Genomic DNA, 17639 nt, shown 5'->3' on the forward strand with positions numbered 1-17639 from the left:
CATGTTCACAATTGACGACCTGAATCAAATGGATAGACAAACACTGACTGACACACTCGGATCTATTTTTGAGCACTCTGCTTGGGTTGCGGAGGAAGCCGCGGCACTGCGCCCCTTCTCCTCTCTTTCTGATTTGCATCAAAAAATGTCCCGCTTTGTAAAAGCTGCCGACCGCAAGACACAGCTTGAGCTCATCTGCAAACACCCTCGTCTCGGCACCAAGAAAACAATGAGCGCTTCCTCAGTAAAAGAGCAGCAACACGCAGGGCTCAGTAAGCTTGAACAGCAGGAATACGAGGAGTTTCTCAAACTAAATGAAGACTACTCTCAAAACTTCGGTTTTCCTTTTATTTTAGCGGTAAAGGAAAAAACGAAACAGGAGATCCGCGAAGCTCTGCTGACAAGACTGAAGAACAAACCGGAAACAGAATTCCAGCAGGCTCTTGAGGAAATATACCGCATCGCCCGCTTTCGTTTAGAGGACATCATAACAGAAAAAGGAGAGATTCAAATGAAAAGAACTATGTCTTACGGCAAAGGAAATGTGTTTGCATACCGAACGTTTTTAAAACCGCTCACAGGCATAAAGAAAATCCCTGAGTCTTCTTTTACAGGGAGAACCAATACAGTTGTTGGCATTGATGTGACATGCGAAATTGGCGGAGATGCCTTTTTGCCGTCATTTACAGACGGAGATAATACGCTTATCGTGGCTACGGATTCGATGAAAAACTTTATTCAGCGCCACCTCGCTTCCTATGAGGGAACAACCACCGAGGGCTTCTTGCATTATGTGGCTCACAGATTTTTAGACACCTATTCTCATATGGATACGATCACTCTGACAGGTGAAGACATTCCGTTTGAAGCGATGCCTGCATACGAGGATGAAGAGCTCGGTATAAGCCAGCTTGTCTTCAGAAGATCGCGCAATGAACGCGCCCGGTCGGTGCTCAAAGCAGAACGAACTGGGGATACGATAACGATGAAGGAGCAATACAGCGAAATCACGGATCTCCAGCTTGTCAAAGTGAGCGGAAACTCCTTCGTCGGCTTTATCAGAGACGAATATACGACTCTTCCTGAAGATGGCAATCGTCCGCTCTTTGTCTATTTAAACATCAGCTGGCGTTATGAACATGAGGAGGATGCATACGCCGCCGATCCAGCCCGTTACGTGGCGGCTGAACAAATCCGTGACTTAGCGAGCACTGTATTTCACGAGCTCGAAACTCCTTCCATTCAAAACTTAATCTATCATATCGGATGCCGAATATTAATGAGGTTCCCTCAGCTCACGAATGTCAGCTTCCAATCTCAAAATCACACATGGGATACAGTCGTCGAAGAGATTCCGGGCACAAAAGGAAAAGTCTACACAGAACCGCGCCCGCCATTCGGTTTCCAGCGTTTCACCGTGACGAGAGAAGACGCCGAGAAAGTAAAACGGAATGCTGGGGAAGCATTAGGGAGCCTGAATGCCTGATGGGGAGGCTGACAACACATATCTTGGATTTAACCTGCGGCAAACCCGCGGCAAACGTCAAAATCGAATTGAAGCGGTTGTACGAAGACAAAAGTCTTATTCTTATCAAAGGGGCTTTTACGAATAAAGACGGCCGAGTCGATGCTCCGCTCCTTGCGGGAGAAGAGCTGAAGTCGGGGGAGTATGTGATGGAGTTCCATGCAGGGGATTACTTTGCGGGAAAGAAAACGAACACGGCTGAGCCGTTTTTAACGATTGTAACAGTTCGTTTCCATCTTTCTGATCCGGAAGCTGATTATCATATCCCGCTTTTACTGTCGCCGTTTGGTTATCAGGTGTATAGAGGGAGTTAAGAAGGAGGAAGCCCGCTGGTGAGGCGGGCTCCGCATATGTTTAGGGGCTTACTGGATCACTGCATAAATAAAAGACCTTCTCTATTGTGAGAAGGTTCCTGCGAATTATGTTTGAGCCTGTTTCGATTTGGCCAAACAGATCTTTTTCTATATCATCCATGAAATCAAATAAGATTGATTCATATTCACCATTACCCATAGAGTTTTTATGCCCTTTTGGGCTGCGCCGCCTTTATTCCCTTTTGCATTTTGAATGCCTTGTGGAGCACCCGGACGAAAAGAAGCGCTCCCTTTCAATTTTTCCTTCCCAATCATCGTTTGCCATCCATTTGTGAACAGTGTTGCTTGTGACGCCTAATATCTCGGCAATGTCTTTAACTTCTTGCTTCCGCCGCTCTCTTCCCACAAACGAAAAGCTTCGTCTCTGCGTGGATCTCGTGGTCTTGGCATTACATCTCACCCGCCCCGGACCTCGTATTTGAGTTTGTTATTAATTTTTCGTTCTCTATTTCTACTTAGACTAAAAAATCATTTAAAATTTACTAAACTAGCGTCACTATCAAGTTATCTCCATCAGCATATCATGTACTATCCTCTTTTAAGGGAGGTGAAGTTATGAGGTCATTCCCTTTGATCGTGGTGCTATTCATCCTATTAATCATCGTTGGTACTTCTTTCTTCGGTGGCTATTAAGAACTCACCTTACCCCATATCCGTAAGACGCCATAAGAAACCTTTATGGCGTTTGTTTTGCTATAGCGACAAGGTTTTGAGCAGGGAAATATAACACTTGCTACAGATCCTTATCTTTCTGAAGCTCTATGAGCTTTGTTAAATCTTCTACAGTATTCACCTAAATATGGCCACTTTGAAAATCCTTGACCCACTGGGCGATACCTGCTTGAATGATTTTCCGATATTTCTCTTTTGATTGACTGATGTTCTCTGACAACTCGGCACTATGCAGGAGAAGGAGATTTTCTTTTTCATCATAGAAAGGGAACTTATGTCTCTATTTTCTATTACCATACTCTCTGTCCTCCATTACAATATGAGATGAGAGCGTGATGTTTTCCCACAACGCGGCCGTTCCCCAAAAAGAATCATTTGATTTTTTCAATCGATTTAACAGGTACTTCCGGTGGATTAAGTATTAAGTCAATCCGTTGAACAGTGACAAAGACGACAGAAAAAATCAAGGAACAAAGAAAGGCTAGTAAAAGTATTTTCCACCAATTGAAGTTATTCATCATCTCTCCCTCTTTTCTAGATTGATAATATTATCTATTTCCAGTTTTAAACACAACTAGGTGAAAAGCACAAGGGGCAAAGGGAACATTTTGTTAAAATCCTTGAAGTGTATAGGTCAAAAAGATAAACACTACAATTATTGTTACGACAACAACTGCTTCTTTAAAATCATTTTTGTCTTCTTTCTAATTTCTTCATCTATATTTTTGTTGAACTTCTCTCTTCTTATCATTCGTATTCATGATTAAACCCCTCTGAATCCATTTTTATTTAGATTCATTATTCCATCCCCCCTTTTAATTCATTGCAATTTTTACGGTCAACAATTAAGTACATCAGTGTAAAAAACCTTGGCTATTATCCGAGCTAAGGCTCACTCACTTTGTAGATCTTTGACGTCTCAGGAAAAAACAGCCCTTAGATTATTCCAAGGACTGTTGCAATGGCATTGATAGCATGCTTCTTTAACATATAAAATTGATCCGATATTATGCCAAGCTCCATATAGATATCAGTATTCGTTCTTTGCTTAGCTTTCAGCTCATTATATCCGGTGCTTTGCTGTAGCTGCGGGAAAAGTCCAATGACTCCCTTTTCCCGCAGCTCAACTCTTTTCTAATCCTGCAAGCCGACCGCATAATCCCTCCATAACCGGTACACCGGCACAAATTGCCCGCCAGCCCTTCTTCAATATCTTCGTCAGTAGGTTGCGGGTTTTCCTGAAACAGAGCTTTAAGTGCAATCGTCATCCCGGGTGTGCAATATCCGCATTGGAAGCCTCCTTCCTCCAGTAAAGCGGTTTGGCAGATATCCAGTTCTTCTTTTTGAAGCCCCTCAATGGTTGTGATCGAATGGCCGGCCGCTTGATAGGCCATGGTCATACACGCATTGGCGAGCGTGCCGTCTAGCAGGACAGAACATGCTCCGCAACGGCCGATTCCGCAGGAAATCTTTGTTCCGGTCAGCTGGAATTCCGTCCGCAGAAGGTCACTCAAGCGAGCTGCAGGAACCGCATCAACCTCCTGGGCTATTCCATTCACAGTCATTCGGAACCGCTGCTTTCTTTCTGAGAAAGATCCTGCTTCTTTTACGTCCATTGTTTTATCCCCTTTCTGTCTATCGCATCAAGCAGCTCTTCACGCGAAATCGGCAGCTTGTTCACCCAGCAGCCGACTGCATCATGTACGGCCTTTACAATCGCCGGGGTGATGGCGATCGTCCCTATTTCTCCGACACCGCGCGGGCCATATGGGTCACCATCCATCAGCTCTTCTATCGCGGTCAGTTTCATTGCCGGAACATCTTTGATTCCCGGAATGACATACTGATCCAAATTCTCCGCTGCGTAACGGCCGTCCGTCATTTTTGCTTCCTCCATCAGCGTATAGCCGAGCGCCATAGCAGCGCCGCCTTCGATTTGTCCCAAATAACCCTGCGGACTGACAACCGGACCTGCCGCAATGGCGTGCTCACAATCTATCACTCTGACATCGCCTGTTAAAAGATCAACCTCCACCTCCACAGCAGCCGCTCCAAATGAGTAGAGAAAATGGCCGCCGACCACAGGATCAGGCGTTGTCGGAAAATCGAATGCTGTTTCCTCTGTCAAAGGGCCTTTTTCAGCCAGCTCTCTATACGTCACCACAAGCTCTTTTGTGTATAGATCACGTAAGCCTGCGGAGCCGAGCGTAAGGTTTTCCGCTGAACAACCGCTCCATTCTGCGGCCCGTTTTTTCAGCTGAGCTAGAAACGGTTTCTTCAAACGCTGGATCGCGTGCCACACCATGCTCGTGCCGCGGGATGCTGTGGAGGAGCCTGACTTTGGCACTTTTGCGGTATCTCCGATGATAATGGAAATATCCTCAGCCGCGCAGCCCAGCTCTTTGGTGACAATATGTTCAATCGCGGCGAGTATGCCCTGCCCGCACTCTTCAAATCCAAATGAAGCCGTGATGTTGCCGCCACTTGAAAGGGAAAGACGCCCTCCTGCGGCATCCATCCGGCCATAGCCAAGCCCGCCGCCATGCATGGTAATCGCGGCTCCGACACCTCTTCGTTTATAACGAGACGTCTGATGTTTTCTTTTGAGAATAGGAGATGCAGAAATGACTTTCAACACCTGCGCCGCTCCGTTAGTGGGCGCAATCCGATGCTCAAGCGGCCCCGGGTCATGCGGTTTTCTGATATTTTTTCTTCGCAGCTCCAGCGGGTCGATGCGGAGCATGTTGCTGAGGCGATCAAGATGGGTTTCAAGCGCAAATGTGATTTGATTGCCGCCAAAGCCTCGGAATTCTCCCGCCACCCCATTGTTCGTAAACACAGAGATCCCTTCAGTGCGGATATTAGGGATTCGGTACGGACCCGCGGCATGCTCAGCAGAAAAGTCCAGGACTGCCGGTCCCAGCGTGGCGTAAGCGCCTGTATCGGCAATGATTTTCACATCATGAGCCAGAAGCTTTCCTGTTTGATCAGCCCCTGTTTTGATCGTGATTTTCATCGGGTGGCGTTTGATTCCTGAGCGTACAGATTCCTGCCTCGTCTGATGAATTTTGACCGGGTATCCGCTTTTACGGGCCAAAAGCGCGGCATACGGCTGAATATTCAGCTCATCCTTTCCGCCAAATGAGCCGCCCATCGGACTCGACACAACCCGAATCTTCTCTTCAGGAATACCAAAAATGCGGGCAAGCTGAAAACGGTCCTTGTAGCCGTGCTGAGTGCCAGCGTACATTTTAAAACCCCCGTCACGTTCCGGAACAGCTACGCCCCCTTCCGCTTCCATATACGTATGCATCTGCCGCGGCAGTTCGTAGGTTTCTTCAAGAATCGTGTGACACGATTGGAACCCCGCTTCCACATCGCCGTGCGAGAAAAATGCGCGATGAAGGATGTTCCCGTCCGGGTGCAGCATATGCGCATCTGGTTCGAGCGCTTTTTCCGGAGAATCAATGACCGTCAGCTTCCTGTACACCACGTGAATCAGCTCCAGCGCAGCTTCAGCAATGTCTTCCGTTTCTGCTGCGACGGCCGCCACTGCATCTCCGACATAACGTACTCTATCCTCGCATAGAACCGGCTGGTCAGGAATGACAATCCCAAAACGGTTTAAACCTGGAACGTCCTTATGGGTGACGACCGCTCGCACACCTTCCATTTCTTCAGCCTTTTTTGTGCAAATCGACACGATTTCCGCATGAGGATAAGCGCTTCTCAGGATTTTGCCATACAGCATCCCCGGAAAGGTGAGATCAGTCATATACTTCAATTCACCCGTGACCTTTCCCCTTCCATCCGGCCTTATTCTTGACGGTTTGCTTATGCCCATTTATTCCCCTCCCTCAATCAAAAGCTCGGACATGATGACGTTGGCAGCCGCCTTTTTTCTGTATGCCGCTGACACGAAAGCATCGGCTGAAAACGGCAGCTCCTTGATAAGTGTTTCGTACAGTTCATGTGCCTCCCATTCAGGCTCCATCCATTTCCCTTCGCTCTCTATTAATCTTTTCGGCCTGATATCGGCATGGCCCGCTGCGAGGCGAATGTCACTGTCTTTCAGTAAACGTCCTGCCGTCACAGCAACCGCTCCGGTAAATGCCTGCCTCCTTCCCAGCTTGCGGAAAAACACACGATCTCCCTCTGGACGCGGGATGATCACACGGGTCACGATTCCATGTGGATACGCTTCACTGGAGATCCATTCAGCAAGCGGCAGCCTGACAAGCTCCTTCTGATAAACGATGAGCTCCGCATCAAGCACAAGCAGGAGCGGAATCAAATCCCCTATTTTACTCGCTATGTTACCGCCAATTGTGGCCCGGCTTCGGATCCCCGGCGCTGCAACAGCAGAAACTGCTTCACATAAGCAAGCCAGCTCCTGCTTGATGAGGCTGTTTTTTCTGCATTCATTCAGCGTGGTGAGCGCCCCGATCGACACGTGGGTGTCATCAGCGGTAATGCCTTTCATTTCTACGATGGCTTCAAGGCTGATGAGATGCGTTTTTGGAAGAATTCCTTTGTCCCATTGGAGCTGGAGCAGCGTGCTGCCCGATGCTGCACACACATTTGGCGCAAACTGCTCCAATAGAGAAAATGCCTCATCAAGCGCTGCCGGCCTCCATAATTGAATGTTCATCCGCGCTTGTGTCACTTGTCCGTTCATGAATTCGCCTCCTAACAGTGTCATATTCCTCCGGTGTATCAATATCTTCCAGTTCCTCGCAATCTTTCACTACCACTACCGTTCCAATGCCAAGCTGTCCGTTTTTGAGCAGCCTGCGGGCACCCTCATCTCCCTTTAACTCCTTTACATATGGAAAACAGGCGGATGAGAAATAAATAGGCGGACTGAGCGTACGCAAAGACGCTGACACGGCAAACAATCCGTGAGCCCTTGATATCAGGGCATTTACATGGTCGACGGAAAGCTCCGGCTGGTCACCCAACAGAATGACGACTCCGTCTGCCCCCATGCTTTCCGCTTTTCTCACCCCGCTGCTGACAGAATGCCCTTGGCCCTTTTCCGCTTCTTTACAGACATGCAGGCTCCAGCGATCCAGAAAAGGCGGTGAATAATATTGCTCCCCGATCCACTCAAGTGAAGCATGTTCTGTCCTCTCGACAATCAGCACATGGTCAAGACGGGATAATAGAGCTGCTTTTAATGAAGCCGATCCGATCGTTTCTCCTTTTAGCGGCAATGCCAGCTTGTTTGTGCCCATTCTCTCGCTTTTTCCGGCCGCAAGAAATACACCAATAATATTCATATAACCGCCAGCCGTTTTCGTGTTTGAAGGATTTCCGCAATGATGCTGACGGCAATTTCCTCTGGGCCTTCCGCGCCGATTTTCAACCCGACCGGACTGTAAAAATGAGCGGGCGGCTGTTTTCCATTCAGCAGCCGTTTCGTGCGGTTTTCAGAGCCTAGAAGCCCGATATAATGAAGGTCTCGAGATAATAAGGATTCAACGATGACTTGATCGTGCTGAAAATGGTGAGTCGCTACAACAGCGAAATCCTGAGGCGAAAATTCAAATTCACTCAGCATCTGCTCCGGAAATTCAGTAATCAGCTGATCTGCTTTTGGAAAATGAGAGGCTGTGCAATACGCGGGCCGCCAATCTGTCACAATGACAGAAAATCCGGTCTCAGCCGCCAAATTGGCGAGCGGTCTCATATCTGGGCCCGCCCCAAACAGAATGAGACGCGGCTTTGGCTCAATACGCTGAATAAAAATGTTTGATGATCGTTCAAAATGCGGCAAATGAAACGTTGAAGCAGTGCGTTGAATGTCTTGAAGCGGCGCATCCGGCCAGTGCCCAAAATGCCCGGTCTCTGACAAAAACAGATAACGCCCTGACTGTGAGGATTCAATCTGTGTAGCAGCTGTTACGGCTTTTCCTGCATAAAGGCAGTCTCTTACTCTTTCATAGTGCCGCTTTTTTTCCTGAGAGATTCGTTCCGCATAGATATGAATAACGCCATTGCAGCCGACTCCCATTCCCCATGAAAGATCGTCTTCAGCCCGCATGTCATAGGATATAAGCGCTGTAGGCAGATGATCGCCGAGCTCACCGATTCTTTGGGATAAATCCTCTTCCAGACACCCGCCGCTGAGCAAGCCAATTCTTTCTCCATTTTTCTTAAAGAGCATGGTGGCGCCCGCTTTTCGATATGCGGAGCCTTCAACTTGAACAATGGTCGCCAGCACAGCCTCATCCTGATCTTCCAGAAGCGCATCTAAAATCATGTGAAAATACTCCAATGCCGCATCCTCCTCTCAAAAAATGCCGTAAGAAATAAAACGTCATTTAATAGGGCCGTGTATAAAGAATAGATGAAAAAAGATAAAATGACTCATGCCCCGTCAGAAAATGCAACACAGAGAAAACGGATTTGTAAAAAGAGTCAAACAGAGAAAATCAGATTGGAGAAAGAGCGAAAAAAAAGCGTGCGGAATTCCGCACGCTTTTTCTTTAAATCGCCGTCTGGCTTTTAGCATCTTCATATACATCAAGCGCGGCCTGAAGTGCTTTTCCCGCTTCAATCACAGCGCCGTGTCTGAGAAGCACAGCTTCTAATCCGGCAAGCACAAACAGTACGTTTTCCCGCCTGCAGCTGTAGCCCATCGTACCAATTCTCCAAATCTTCCCGGCTAAAGGGCCGAATGAGCTGGCGATTTCGATTCCGAACTGTGCCAAAAGCATATGGCGGACTGACTCTCCATCTACGCCGTCCGGGATTTGCACACAGGTGACAACAGGCATTTTGCAGCTCTCATCCCCAAACAGCTTCAGCCCCATCGCTTTAATCCCGGCTATTAACGCGGCCTCATGGTGCTGATGCCGCTCGAAACGTGCTTTAAGGCCTTCATCAAGCACCAGTCTTACGCCCTCACGCAAGGCATAAAGCATCGTTGTCGCTTCTGTATGATGATTGAGCCGCCGTTCGCTCCAATAATCCTCGAGCTGGCTCAAATCAAAATAATTGCTTACGATCGGGCGATTTCCGGAAAGCTTCGCCTTGTCTGCCTGGGTCGCAATTCCGCGTTCCACCTTTTTGCGCGCCGCAATAATATCTGCCACCCGTTCATTATATGTAATCGGTGCCATCCCAGACGGAACAGACAGACACTTTTGCGTACCGCCGATAGCTGCGTCAATGTTCCATTCATCCACTTTCACCTCGCAGCCCCCAATTGTCGCTACCGCATCGACAATAAACAGTACATCCCGAGCACGGCACGCTTCTCCAATCGCTTTCAGCGGATGGATTCGGCCAGATGATGTTTCCCCGTGCACCATCGCCACAATTTTCGGCTTCACCTTTTTCATTTCCCGTATAATTTCGTCAGGGTCAAATACCGTTCCCCACTCACACTCAATCGTATGAACATTCGCCCCGTACCGCTCAGCGATTTCAGTCAGCAAAAAGCCGAAGCGTCCGTATATCGGAATTAGCACGTCATCTCCCGGTTCAATGACACTCGCTAACACCGCTTCAATTCCCGCCCGTGATGTGCCGTCAATCGGATACGCCCAGCGGTTTTTCGTTTGAAACAATTCTCGGAGCATCTCCATCGTTTCATTCATGATATCGGTAAACGCCGGGTCAAATTGGCCGACAACCGGCGTGCTCATCACTCTTAATACACGCGGATCGACCTCTACAGGCCCCGGTGTCATAATCGTTCTTAACGGTGTACATAATTCTTTTCTGCCTGACACAGCCATTCCTCCTTCATCAGTAAGCCAGTTTATATAATAAATGAGTCAATGTGCGGACGCCGATCTCAAGCTGACGTGCAGAAGTAAATTCCTCCGGGGAATGGCTGATGCCGCCTCTGCTCGGCACAAACAGCATACAAGCAGGACAGCTCCTTCCGATCATTTGCGCATCATGCCCTGCCCCGCTCACCATTTCTTCACAGCTGATACCGTTTTCTGCCGCTGTCTCAAGAGCCTTGGCAGAAAGCGTTTCGTCCATCGGCACAGGCTCTATTCGCATATATTCATCAATCATGGCGTGAATCCCTTTTTCGTCACAAATACCGTTGATGACAGCTGTCATTTCTTCATGAAAATGCTCCAGCACACGCTGATGCTGATGTCGAATATCGATTGAAAACTGCACCCGTCCAGGTATGACATTAGCCACATTGGGCTCCACCGTCATTTTTCCGCATGTCAGGCGAAGCTCATCAGGCTGTTCTTCAGCACGAAGCAGCAGTTCATGAATCATTCGGCTGCTGGCTGCGAGCGGGTCCTTGCGCCATTTCATGGAGGTGGTCCCTGCGTGGTTGCATTCTCCCTCAAGCGTAATCAAATATCTTCTCTGCCCGACTATACTTGTCACCACACCGAGATCTCGTCCTGACATTTCGAGCGTCTGTCCTTGTTCAATGTGAATTTCTATAAAAGCGTTGATATCTGTCCTGTGCGCTGACGGATACACGCCTCTGCCAAAACCGTTGTCATGCATCGCCTCTTGTAATGAAACACCAGATCCGTCCCTCGGTACTTCCGCATGCTTCAATGACAAAGCACCCATCATATTCCCTGATCCCCAGTATGTCATCGGAAAACGGCTGCCCTCTTCCTCACATAAAGACACAGCCTCAAGCGTTTTTTTCGGCGCTCCGTATGTTTCTTTGAGCTGCTTTAAAGCAAGCATTGCCGCAAGCACGCCATATGAGCCATCATACTTTCCCCCATTGATCACAGTATCGATATGTGAGCCGGCTAAAATCACTTCATCCGGAGACTGGGTGCCCTGAAGCCTTCCAAAGACATTGCCGACATCGTCAAATCTGGCGTCAAGCCCAAATGCCGACATCTCCGCTTTCACGGCGAGCTGCGCGTCCATCCACTCTTTGGTGTACAAAAGTCTCGTTACCCCGCCATCAGCAGACACGCCGAATTGGGCAAGCCAATCAATGTAATCAGCAATGCCGCTTTTTACTGAAAGCCTCTGCTTTTCCATGTGCTTCCTCCTCTGGCCGTTATGGTGACTTCATTATAGAGGGAGGAAGACATTAGTTCATCAGCACATAAACCAAAAAAATGTTTGTTTTTTAGTCATCATAACCAGTCTGCCATTCCATTTTAGAAAAAGCAGCCAGTAAGGAAGAGAGTCAATAAGCAGCAATGAATTAAAAAAACAGCAAGAGGAAAAAAAGGGGATGAACTAGCGAGATTCACGGGAAGAAAATATTTCAGTGAAGCAAGCAATGTGCAGACCTCAGCGTTTTTACAAGCGAATGAAGCAGCACTCAATCAAGGAAAAACGCAGACTAAAGATCCTGAAACAATAGAGTTCCGCCTCCTCCAAAGGTACTAATTTACAATTTTAATGAAAAATATACAAAATGACACTTCTAACCTTTCATTCAATTTTAGATAATAGACATGATCTGATCTAAAGGAGGGCAAGTGATGACAACAAAAGCAAGGTTTCTGCCGCTCGTCTGTGTATTACTGATTTCCGGATGGTTTGCGCCCTCTGCTTCAGCAAGCGCGCAAACCGGATTGAACCTGAATGACCGTGCAGCTACTTCTCCCGCAGTCTCCGGAGGCATTCTCTCATTGGTCTCTCCCGCTGCACCATACACCGACACAGACACCTATTATGAAGGTGCTGAAGGAAAAAGCGGAGAGGCGTTAAAAAGCGCGCTGCACCGCATCATCAGCGGACATACGATGCTGTCTTACAGCGAGGTATGGAACGCGCTGAAAGAAACGGATGCAGATCCGGCAAATCCGAATAACGTCATCCTGCTCTATACGAATGAATCGCGGTCGAAAAACCTAAACGGCGGCAATGTCGGCGATTGGAACCGCGAGCACGTCTGGGCAAAATCCCATGGCGATTTTGGTACAAGCATGGGGCCTGGCACCGACATTCACCATTTGCGCCCGGCTGATGTTCAAGTCAACAGCGCCAGAGGCAACTTGGACTTTGACAACGGCGGCAACGAGTATGCGAAAGCACCCGGAAATTATTATGACGGAGATTCTTGGGAGCCCCGCGATGATGTGAAAGGCGATGTCGCCCGCATGCTGTTTTACATGGCTGTCCGTTACGAAGGAGATGACGGCTACCCTGACCTTGAGCTCAATGATAGGACAGGAAACGGCTCTGCTCCTTATCATGGAAAACAATCCGCCTTGCTTGAATGGAATAGGCAGGACCCTGTTGATGCCCGCGAAAGAAAAAGAAATGAAATCATTTATGAAAAATATCAGCACAACCGAAATCCATTTATCGATCACCCTGAATGGGCAGACGACATTTGGCCGTAAGAAAAAGGTGCTCCCCGAAGGGAGCACCTTTTCTAATACACAGCCTGTTCCGTTTCAGCATCGAAAAAGACGGCGTGATCCATTTTCACCGCCAGCTGAATCGAGTCGCCCGCGGCGATTCGATTGCTGCCGTCCAGCCTTACCGTAAGCCGCTCGTTCCCGGCGCTGACATGCACAATCAGCTCAGATCCCAAATTTTCATTCACTTCCACTGTCGCTTTCAACATGGAATCAAACATCCGGTCATTTCCAGTCATTTGTGCGATGTGCTCCGGCCGTACACCGAGTGTCATCGGTTGTCCGGCATAGCCTTTTTTCTTCAGCCGTTTTGCCTTTTCTTCAGGAATATGAAGCCGGATCGAAGAGTTTGTGAAAAACAGCTCGCCATGCTGCTCTTCAATCATGCCTTTGAAAAAATTCATTCCGGGAGAGCCAATAAACCCGGCCACGAACAGGTTTGCCGGATAATGATAGATATCATGAGGCTTGGCCACTTGCTGAATTTTACCTTCATTCATGACGACAATCCGATCGCCCATCGTCATCGCTTCAGTCTGATCATGGGTGACATAGATAATGGTTGCTTCTAGCCGCTGGTGAAGCTTGCTGATTTCTGTCCGCATTGTCACTCTCAGCTTCGCATCCAGATTAGAAAGCGGCTCGTCCATTAAAAAGACCTTTGGTTCCCGCACAATTGATCTGCCAAGCGCCACCCTTTGCCGCTGGCCGCCGGAAAGTGCCTTCGGTTTTCTCTTCAGCAAATGCTCAATCTCCAAAATGTTTGCAGCTGCATGCACCCGCTCGGCAATTTCTTGTTTCGGCATTTTTCTGAGCTTCAGTCCAAACGCCATGTTATCGAAAACAGTCATATGCGGATACAGCGCGTAGTTTTGGAACACCATCGCGATATCACGCTCCTTCGGCGGAAGATCATTGACCCGTTCCCCATCGATAAAGAGGCTTCCTTCAGAAATGCTTTCCAGCCCCGCCACCATCCGCAGGGTTGTCGATTTGCCGCAGCCTGACGGCCCCACCAGCACCAAAAGCTCCTTATCTTTTACATCTAAATCAAAGTCTTTCACCGTTAATTGTGAATGATATGATTTTTTGACATGTTCAAATGTTAATGAAGCCATCAGAAAACGCCCCCTGTCTTTTTTCTCCGTTATTTCGTCACTGGAAACAACTCGGTCTTTCTGTTATTTTTAGAGTAATCAATTCCCATATTTGCTATATTTCTAAAATAAAAAACGCAAATTTGTATTATAACGTCATAATACATTATAATATAAATAATAGCTTAAAAGGAGGCTACCCCTTGTTAAACAACGGAAGTTCAACACCTTTATACATTCAGCTAAAACAAATCATAACAGATGACATTAAAAAGGGCTTGTATTCCCCGGCTGCCAAGCTGCCCACAGAAAACGAGCTTTGCAGCAAGTATAATGTCAGCCGCATTACCGTCAGAAAAGCCATTCTCGATCTGGTCGAAGAAGGCTATCTGATCAGGCAGCAGGGAAAAGGAACGTTCGTTAAAAGCCCTAAATTGAAGAGAGAGCTGATTGCAGTAAACGGCTACTCTGAATTTATGGAATCAACCGGAAAAAAGCCGAAGCACCAGGTTCTGTCCCATGAAATCATTTCAGCATCGAAACCGATTGCCGAAAAGCTTCATATTAAAACCGAGAGCCCTGTCGTTGAATTAAAACGGATTTTATATAATGATGATCAGCCGCTCACCTTTGAAATCACGCATTATCCGCTGGAGCTGTTTCCTGCCATCAATACGTTTATTGCGGACGGCGTATCTATGCATGATATTTTGAAGCAGCAATACCAAGTCGTTCCCACTCACAATACGAAACTATTAAACGTTGTATATGCCCAGCAGGAGGAAAGCAAATACTTGGATTGCGATATTGGAGATGCACTGTTTGAAATCGATAAAACCGCATTTACCTCAAACGATCAGCCGATCTACTGCTCACTGTTTTTAATGCACACAAACCGTGTCACTTTTACAATCAACAGCCCCTACACATAACAGGCATAAAAAACGAGACACTGCTTATAGTATTCTCGTTTTTTCACTGCTTCCCCCTTCCTCCAGGCGGTAGGGATAGCCGTAGCCGAATGCCCCGTACACTCCGCATGTTTTCGCAGCTGTTTCCGCTCCTTGGCGCAAAGCGTCTGGCATATCCTGCTTCTCACAGAAGGCAGTTAAAAATCCCGCGATAAATGAATCTCCTGCTCCGAGTGTATCAATTATATCAGCTTCCACAATCGGCTGATGATAGATTCGGTCTCCCGCAGACAGGATCGCCCCTTGCCCGCCGCGGGTCATACATACGATTTTTGCTCCGTACTCATGTGCCTTTTCGGCAAGCTGGCCGCACTCCGTCTCACTCAGATCGCTTCCTGAAAAGAACGCGTACGTCACATAAGGACAGACCTTTTTCAAATACTCATCCTCTCGATTTGTGGAAAAATCAAAAGAGACCGGAATCAGACCGCACAGCTGCGGCAAATCGTTCTCAAGCCTGCTGTACACACTGGTATGCAGCAGATCATGCCCGCTGATAAAAGATAAGTCCTTTTCCTGAAACACAAGACGGAGACGCGACTGGATGCCCCCCTTATTCGATCGGACAAAGATCCGGTCCCCCTGTTCATCAAGGGTAACGATTGCCATTCCGTTTTCCCCATGCGCCTGGCGAATAAAATCCGCGTTAACCTTCTCCAATTTCAGCACATTCAGCAGATGAGCCGCGGCTTCGTCATTGCCGACGATTCCGATATAAGAAGCCTCATGTCCAAGCCGTTTTGCAAGCACTGCGACATTTAAAGCGTTACCTCCCGGGTAGAATGTTTCTTGATCCTGATAGTAGTCTACAACATTGTCTCCAACAGCAATTAATTTCATTGTGCTTCCTCCTTTATCCTTTTACGCTTCCGCTTGCAATCCCGCGGACAAAATATTTCTGCATAAATAAAAATAGAATAATAATCGGCGCAGCAGAAATCGTTAATCCCGCCAGCAAGACGCCCCAATCCGTCTGCAGTGCATCTCGGAACTGCATCAGCCCCGCCGGAATGGTCCGCAAATTCTCGTCATCTATGAAAATAATCGCAAACATAAACTCATTCCACGTATGGTAAGCCGTCAAAATGCCCGACGTCACTAAAATAGGCACACTCATTGGTAAGAAAATTCTGAAAAATACTCCAAAACTCGTACACCCATCTAAATAAGCCGCCTCTTCCAATTCTTTAGAAATAGAAAGAAAATAAGAGCGGATCAAAATGATGGTAAACGGAATCCGATAAGCCGCATAAGGCAATATCAAAGCCCAATACGTATTGTAAAGCCCCAGCGACTGAATAATGGAATAAAGCGGTACAAGACTGACCTGAGGTGTCAGCATCAAACCGCCAAGACAAAGCACCAAAAAGAACCCTTTTCCTTTAAACTCGAACCTCGAAAGCCCGTACGCTCCCCATGCGCTGATAAAGACAGTGATTACACATGTCAGCGCCGTCACGATCACACTGTTCATAAAATAAGAAGAAATTCCCTGATTCCAGGCGGACACAAAATTCTCCGGATGCCACGAAGACGGCAGCGACCAGCTGTTCTCAAAAATATCATCCGAGCTTTTAAAGGCGCTCATGACCATCCATAAAAGCGGATAAGCAATCGCGATAAGATAGAGAAACAGAAAAACCCACACAGACGTTTCTCCGATATACCATTTTCGCCTCGGCTTTCTCTTCACCTCGATGTGCCGGTCAGGCACAGGCTCTAATCTGAATGAATCTGTCTTCTTTTGAGGCAGCATCTGTTAGTCCTCCTTTCCGGTTTTAAAGAACTTCATTTGCATGAGCGACAAAGCAAGCGTAATGATTAACACAACAGTGGCAATCGCTGAAGCATAGCCCATCATATCCTTTGTAAAGGCGCTTTTATATAAGAACGTGCTTAATACCTCAGAAGCGTTTCCCGGTCCGCCGCCTGTCAAAATGTACGGTTCATTAAATACCGTAAAGGCGCCGGTCAGCGTCATGACCACCGCAACAAAAGACATCTCTTTCGTCTGGGGAATGGTAATGTGAAAAAACTGCTGAATTTTTCCCGCGCCGTCAAGACGCGCCGCTTCATACAGTTCATCCGGTATTTTTTGAATCGACACAATGTACAGCATTGCGATATAACCCACAGACTGCCACTGAGATACAAAAATGACAGAAAGCATAGCCGTGCTGTCATCCCCGAGCCATGCCCTCGTCAGCTGATCAAGACCAACCGCCTGAAGCAGCTGATTCAAAAGCCCCGTCTCAGGGTTGTAAATAAAATCAAACAAAAGCGCGATAACCGTCATCGAGATGACAACCGGCAAAAAGAAAACGGTACGAAAAAAAGGCGACCATTTTCTGACCAGCTTATCCTCAAGCACCGCCGCCAAAATTAAACCGCCAAACACCTGGCATACAATTGAGATCACTGCGTAGAGCACGTTATTCGTGAGGGCTTGATAAAAGACAGGATCACGAAATAATTCAACATAGTTCTTCAATCCGATAAACGTTTTTTCCGGAGAAAAAGAGCTCCATTGAAACAGACTGAGAAAGACATTCTCAAAAATCGGGATATAAACGAAAAGTAAAAAAACAAGAGCCGGCAGCAAAAACAAATAGGGGATTATTCTATTTTGATTGACCAAGGATAACTCATCTCCTTTATAAAAAGAA

16 protein-coding genes and 1 pseudogene are annotated in these 17639 nt (G+C 47.4%); 5 read left to right on the forward strand and 12 right to left on the reverse strand.

Annotated features, from left to right (window positions below):
• Nucleotide 1 precedes the first annotated feature (1 nt).
• Both pucL and uraH read left to right on the forward strand, forming a co-directional pair.
• Nucleotides 2-1486: a factor-independent urate hydroxylase gene (gene pucL / locus LJF29_RS14025; RefSeq protein WP_168748673.1), complete on the forward strand. Its 1485-nt coding sequence runs from the start codon at nt 2-4 to the stop codon at nt 1484-1486.
• The gene (uraH, locus tag LJF29_RS14030; protein WP_168748674.1) at nt 1486-1839 is read left to right on the forward strand and encodes a hydroxyisourate hydrolase; all 354 of its coding nucleotides are present in this window, start codon (nt 1486-1488) and stop codon (nt 1837-1839) included. Before pucL ends, uraH begins: the two co-directional genes overlap by 1 nt.
• A 118-nt stretch (nt 1840-1957) precedes the next feature.
• Here uraH and terS read toward each other — a convergent pair.
• A pseudogene (terS, locus tag LJF29_RS21245) lies at nt 1958-2289 on the reverse strand (phage terminase small subunit); the annotation flags it as partial.
• A gap of 165 nt (nt 2290-2454) precedes the next feature.
• On the opposite strand from terS, the gene LJF29_RS14045 reads away from it, so the two are divergent.
• Nucleotides 2455-2532, forward strand: coding sequence for a YjcZ family sporulation protein (locus LJF29_RS14045; protein WP_072175780.1), 78 nt, complete (start codon nt 2455-2457; stop codon nt 2530-2532).
• A 1094-nt stretch (nt 2533-3626) separates the two neighbouring features.
• Here the strand turns inward: LJF29_RS14045 and pucE are convergent.
• The 7 genes from pucE to allC all read right to left on the reverse strand — a co-directional run bounded on the left by pucE (nt 3627) and on the right by allC (nt 11568).
• A complete protein-coding gene (pucE, locus tag LJF29_RS14055; protein ID WP_229149133.1) occupies nt 3627-4187 on the reverse strand; it encodes a xanthine dehydrogenase subunit E in 561 nt (186 codons plus the stop codon).
• Nucleotides 4178-6415: a xanthine dehydrogenase subunit D gene (gene pucD, locus LJF29_RS14060; RefSeq protein WP_229149134.1), complete on the reverse strand. Its 2238-nt coding sequence runs from the start codon at nt 6413-6415 to the stop codon at nt 4178-4180. The genes pucE and pucD overlap by 10 nt, the downstream gene beginning before the upstream one ends.
• On the reverse strand, nt 6416-7249 hold the full coding sequence (pucC, locus tag LJF29_RS14065; RefSeq protein ID WP_229149135.1) for a xanthine dehydrogenase subunit C: 834 nt from the start codon (nt 7247-7249) through the stop codon (nt 6416-6418). It abuts the gene before it with no gap.
• Nucleotides 7188-7853: a xanthine dehydrogenase accessory protein PucB gene (gene pucB, locus LJF29_RS14070; RefSeq protein ID WP_229149136.1), complete on the reverse strand. Its 666-nt coding sequence runs from the start codon at nt 7851-7853 to the stop codon at nt 7188-7190. The genes pucC and pucB overlap by 62 nt, the downstream gene beginning before the upstream one ends.
• On the reverse strand, nt 7850-8836 hold the full coding sequence (locus LJF29_RS14075; protein WP_420709704.1) for an XdhC family protein: 987 nt from the start codon (nt 8834-8836) through the stop codon (nt 7850-7852). The genes pucB and LJF29_RS14075 overlap by 4 nt, the downstream gene beginning before the upstream one ends.
• Nucleotides 8837-9062: 226 nt before the next feature.
• Nucleotides 9063-10313, reverse strand: a complete 1251-nt coding sequence (locus LJF29_RS14080; RefSeq protein WP_229149138.1) for a pyridoxal-phosphate-dependent aminotransferase family protein — start codon at nt 10311-10313, stop codon at nt 9063-9065.
• A 16-nt stretch (nt 10314-10329) separates the two neighbouring features.
• Entirely contained in the window at nt 10330-11568 is a 1239-nt protein-coding gene (gene allC / locus LJF29_RS14085) for an allantoate deiminase (RefSeq protein ID WP_229149139.1), read from the reverse strand.
• Nucleotides 11569-12020: 452 nt separating this feature from the next.
• On the opposite strand from allC, the gene LJF29_RS14090 reads away from it, so the two are divergent.
• Nucleotides 12021-12887, forward strand: a complete 867-nt coding sequence (locus tag LJF29_RS14090) for an endonuclease I family protein (RefSeq protein ID WP_229149140.1) — start codon at nt 12021-12023, stop codon at nt 12885-12887.
• 32 nt (nt 12888-12919) lie between these two features.
• Here the strand turns inward: LJF29_RS14090 and LJF29_RS14095 are convergent, their stop codons facing one another.
• A complete protein-coding gene (locus tag LJF29_RS14095; RefSeq protein WP_229149141.1) occupies nt 12920-14023 on the reverse strand; it encodes an ABC transporter ATP-binding protein in 1104 nt (367 codons plus the stop codon).
• A 182-nt stretch (nt 14024-14205) separates the two neighbouring features.
• Between LJF29_RS14095 and frlR the strand changes: the two genes are divergently transcribed.
• Nucleotides 14206-14934 carry a transcriptional regulator FrlR gene (frlR, locus tag LJF29_RS14100; RefSeq protein WP_229149142.1) on the forward strand — a complete coding sequence of 243 codons (729 nt, stop codon included), beginning with the start codon at nt 14206-14208 and terminating at the stop codon, nt 14932-14934.
• Nucleotides 14935-14958: 24 nt separating this feature from the next.
• Here the strand turns inward: frlR and LJF29_RS14105 are convergent, their stop codons facing one another.
• Genes LJF29_RS14105 through LJF29_RS14115 form a run of 3 tightly spaced genes read right to left on the reverse strand, consistent with a single transcriptional unit; the run spans nt 14959 to nt 17611 of the window.
• On the reverse strand, nt 14959-15813 hold the full coding sequence (locus tag LJF29_RS14105; RefSeq protein WP_229149143.1) for a fructoselysine 6-kinase: 855 nt from the start codon (nt 15811-15813) through the stop codon (nt 14959-14961).
• Between the two features lie 13 nt (nt 15814-15826).
• Nucleotides 15827-16729, reverse strand: a complete 903-nt coding sequence (locus LJF29_RS14110; protein WP_010331773.1) for a carbohydrate ABC transporter permease — start codon at nt 16727-16729, stop codon at nt 15827-15829.
• A gap of 3 nt (nt 16730-16732) precedes the next feature.
• On the reverse strand, nt 16733-17611 hold the full coding sequence (locus LJF29_RS14115) for a carbohydrate ABC transporter permease (RefSeq protein ID WP_168748687.1): 879 nt from the start codon (nt 17609-17611) through the stop codon (nt 16733-16735).
• Between the last annotated feature and the right edge of the window lie 28 nt (nt 17612-17639).

The organism is Bacillus sp. LBG-1-113 (assembly GCF_020708615.1).
GTDB lineage: Bacteria > Bacillota > Bacilli > Bacillales > Bacillaceae > Bacillus > Bacillus mojavensis.

What these genes read in the sequence shown, in the direction of transcription:
- pucL (WP_168748673.1), top strand. Translation starts at nt 2, where the DNA reads ATGTTCACAATTGACGACCTGAATCAAATGGATAGACAAACACTGACT.
- uraH (WP_168748674.1), top strand. Translation starts at nt 1,486, where the DNA reads ATGGGGAGGCTGACAACACATATCTTGGATTTAACCTGCGGCAAACCC.
- LJF29_RS14045 (WP_072175780.1), top strand. Translation starts at nt 2,455, where the DNA reads ATGAGGTCATTCCCTTTGATCGTGGTGCTATTCATCCTATTAATCATC.
- pucE (WP_229149133.1), bottom strand. Translation starts at nt 4,187, where the DNA reads ATGGACGTAAAAGAAGCAGGATCTTTCTCAGAAAGAAAGCAGCGGTTC.
- pucD (WP_229149134.1), bottom strand. Translation starts at nt 6,415, where the DNA reads ATGGGCATAAGCAAACCGTCAAGAATAAGGCCGGATGGAAGGGGAAAG.
- pucC (WP_229149135.1), bottom strand. Translation starts at nt 7,249, where the DNA reads ATGAACGGACAAGTGACACAAGCGCGGATGAACATTCAATTATGGAGG.
- pucB (WP_229149136.1), bottom strand. Translation starts at nt 7,853, where the DNA reads ATGAATATTATTGGTGTATTTCTTGCGGCCGGAAAAAGCGAGAGAATG.
- LJF29_RS14075 (WP_420709704.1), bottom strand. Translation starts at nt 8,836, where the DNA reads ATGATTTTAGATGCGCTTCTGGAAGATCAGGATGAGGCTGTGCTGGCG.
- allC (WP_229149139.1), bottom strand. Translation starts at nt 11,568, where the DNA reads ATGGAAAAGCAGAGGCTTTCAGTAAAAAGCGGCATTGCTGATTACATT.
- LJF29_RS14090 (WP_229149140.1), top strand. Translation starts at nt 12,021, where the DNA reads ATGACAACAAAAGCAAGGTTTCTGCCGCTCGTCTGTGTATTACTGATT.
- LJF29_RS14095 (WP_229149141.1), bottom strand. Translation starts at nt 14,023, where the DNA reads ATGGCTTCATTAACATTTGAACATGTCAAAAAATCATATCATTCACAA.
- LJF29_RS14105 (WP_229149143.1), bottom strand. Translation starts at nt 15,813, where the DNA reads ATGAAATTAATTGCTGTTGGAGACAATGTTGTAGACTACTATCAGGAT.
- LJF29_RS14110 (WP_010331773.1), bottom strand. Translation starts at nt 16,729, where the DNA reads ATGCTGCCTCAAAAGAAGACAGATTCATTCAGATTAGAGCCTGTGCCT.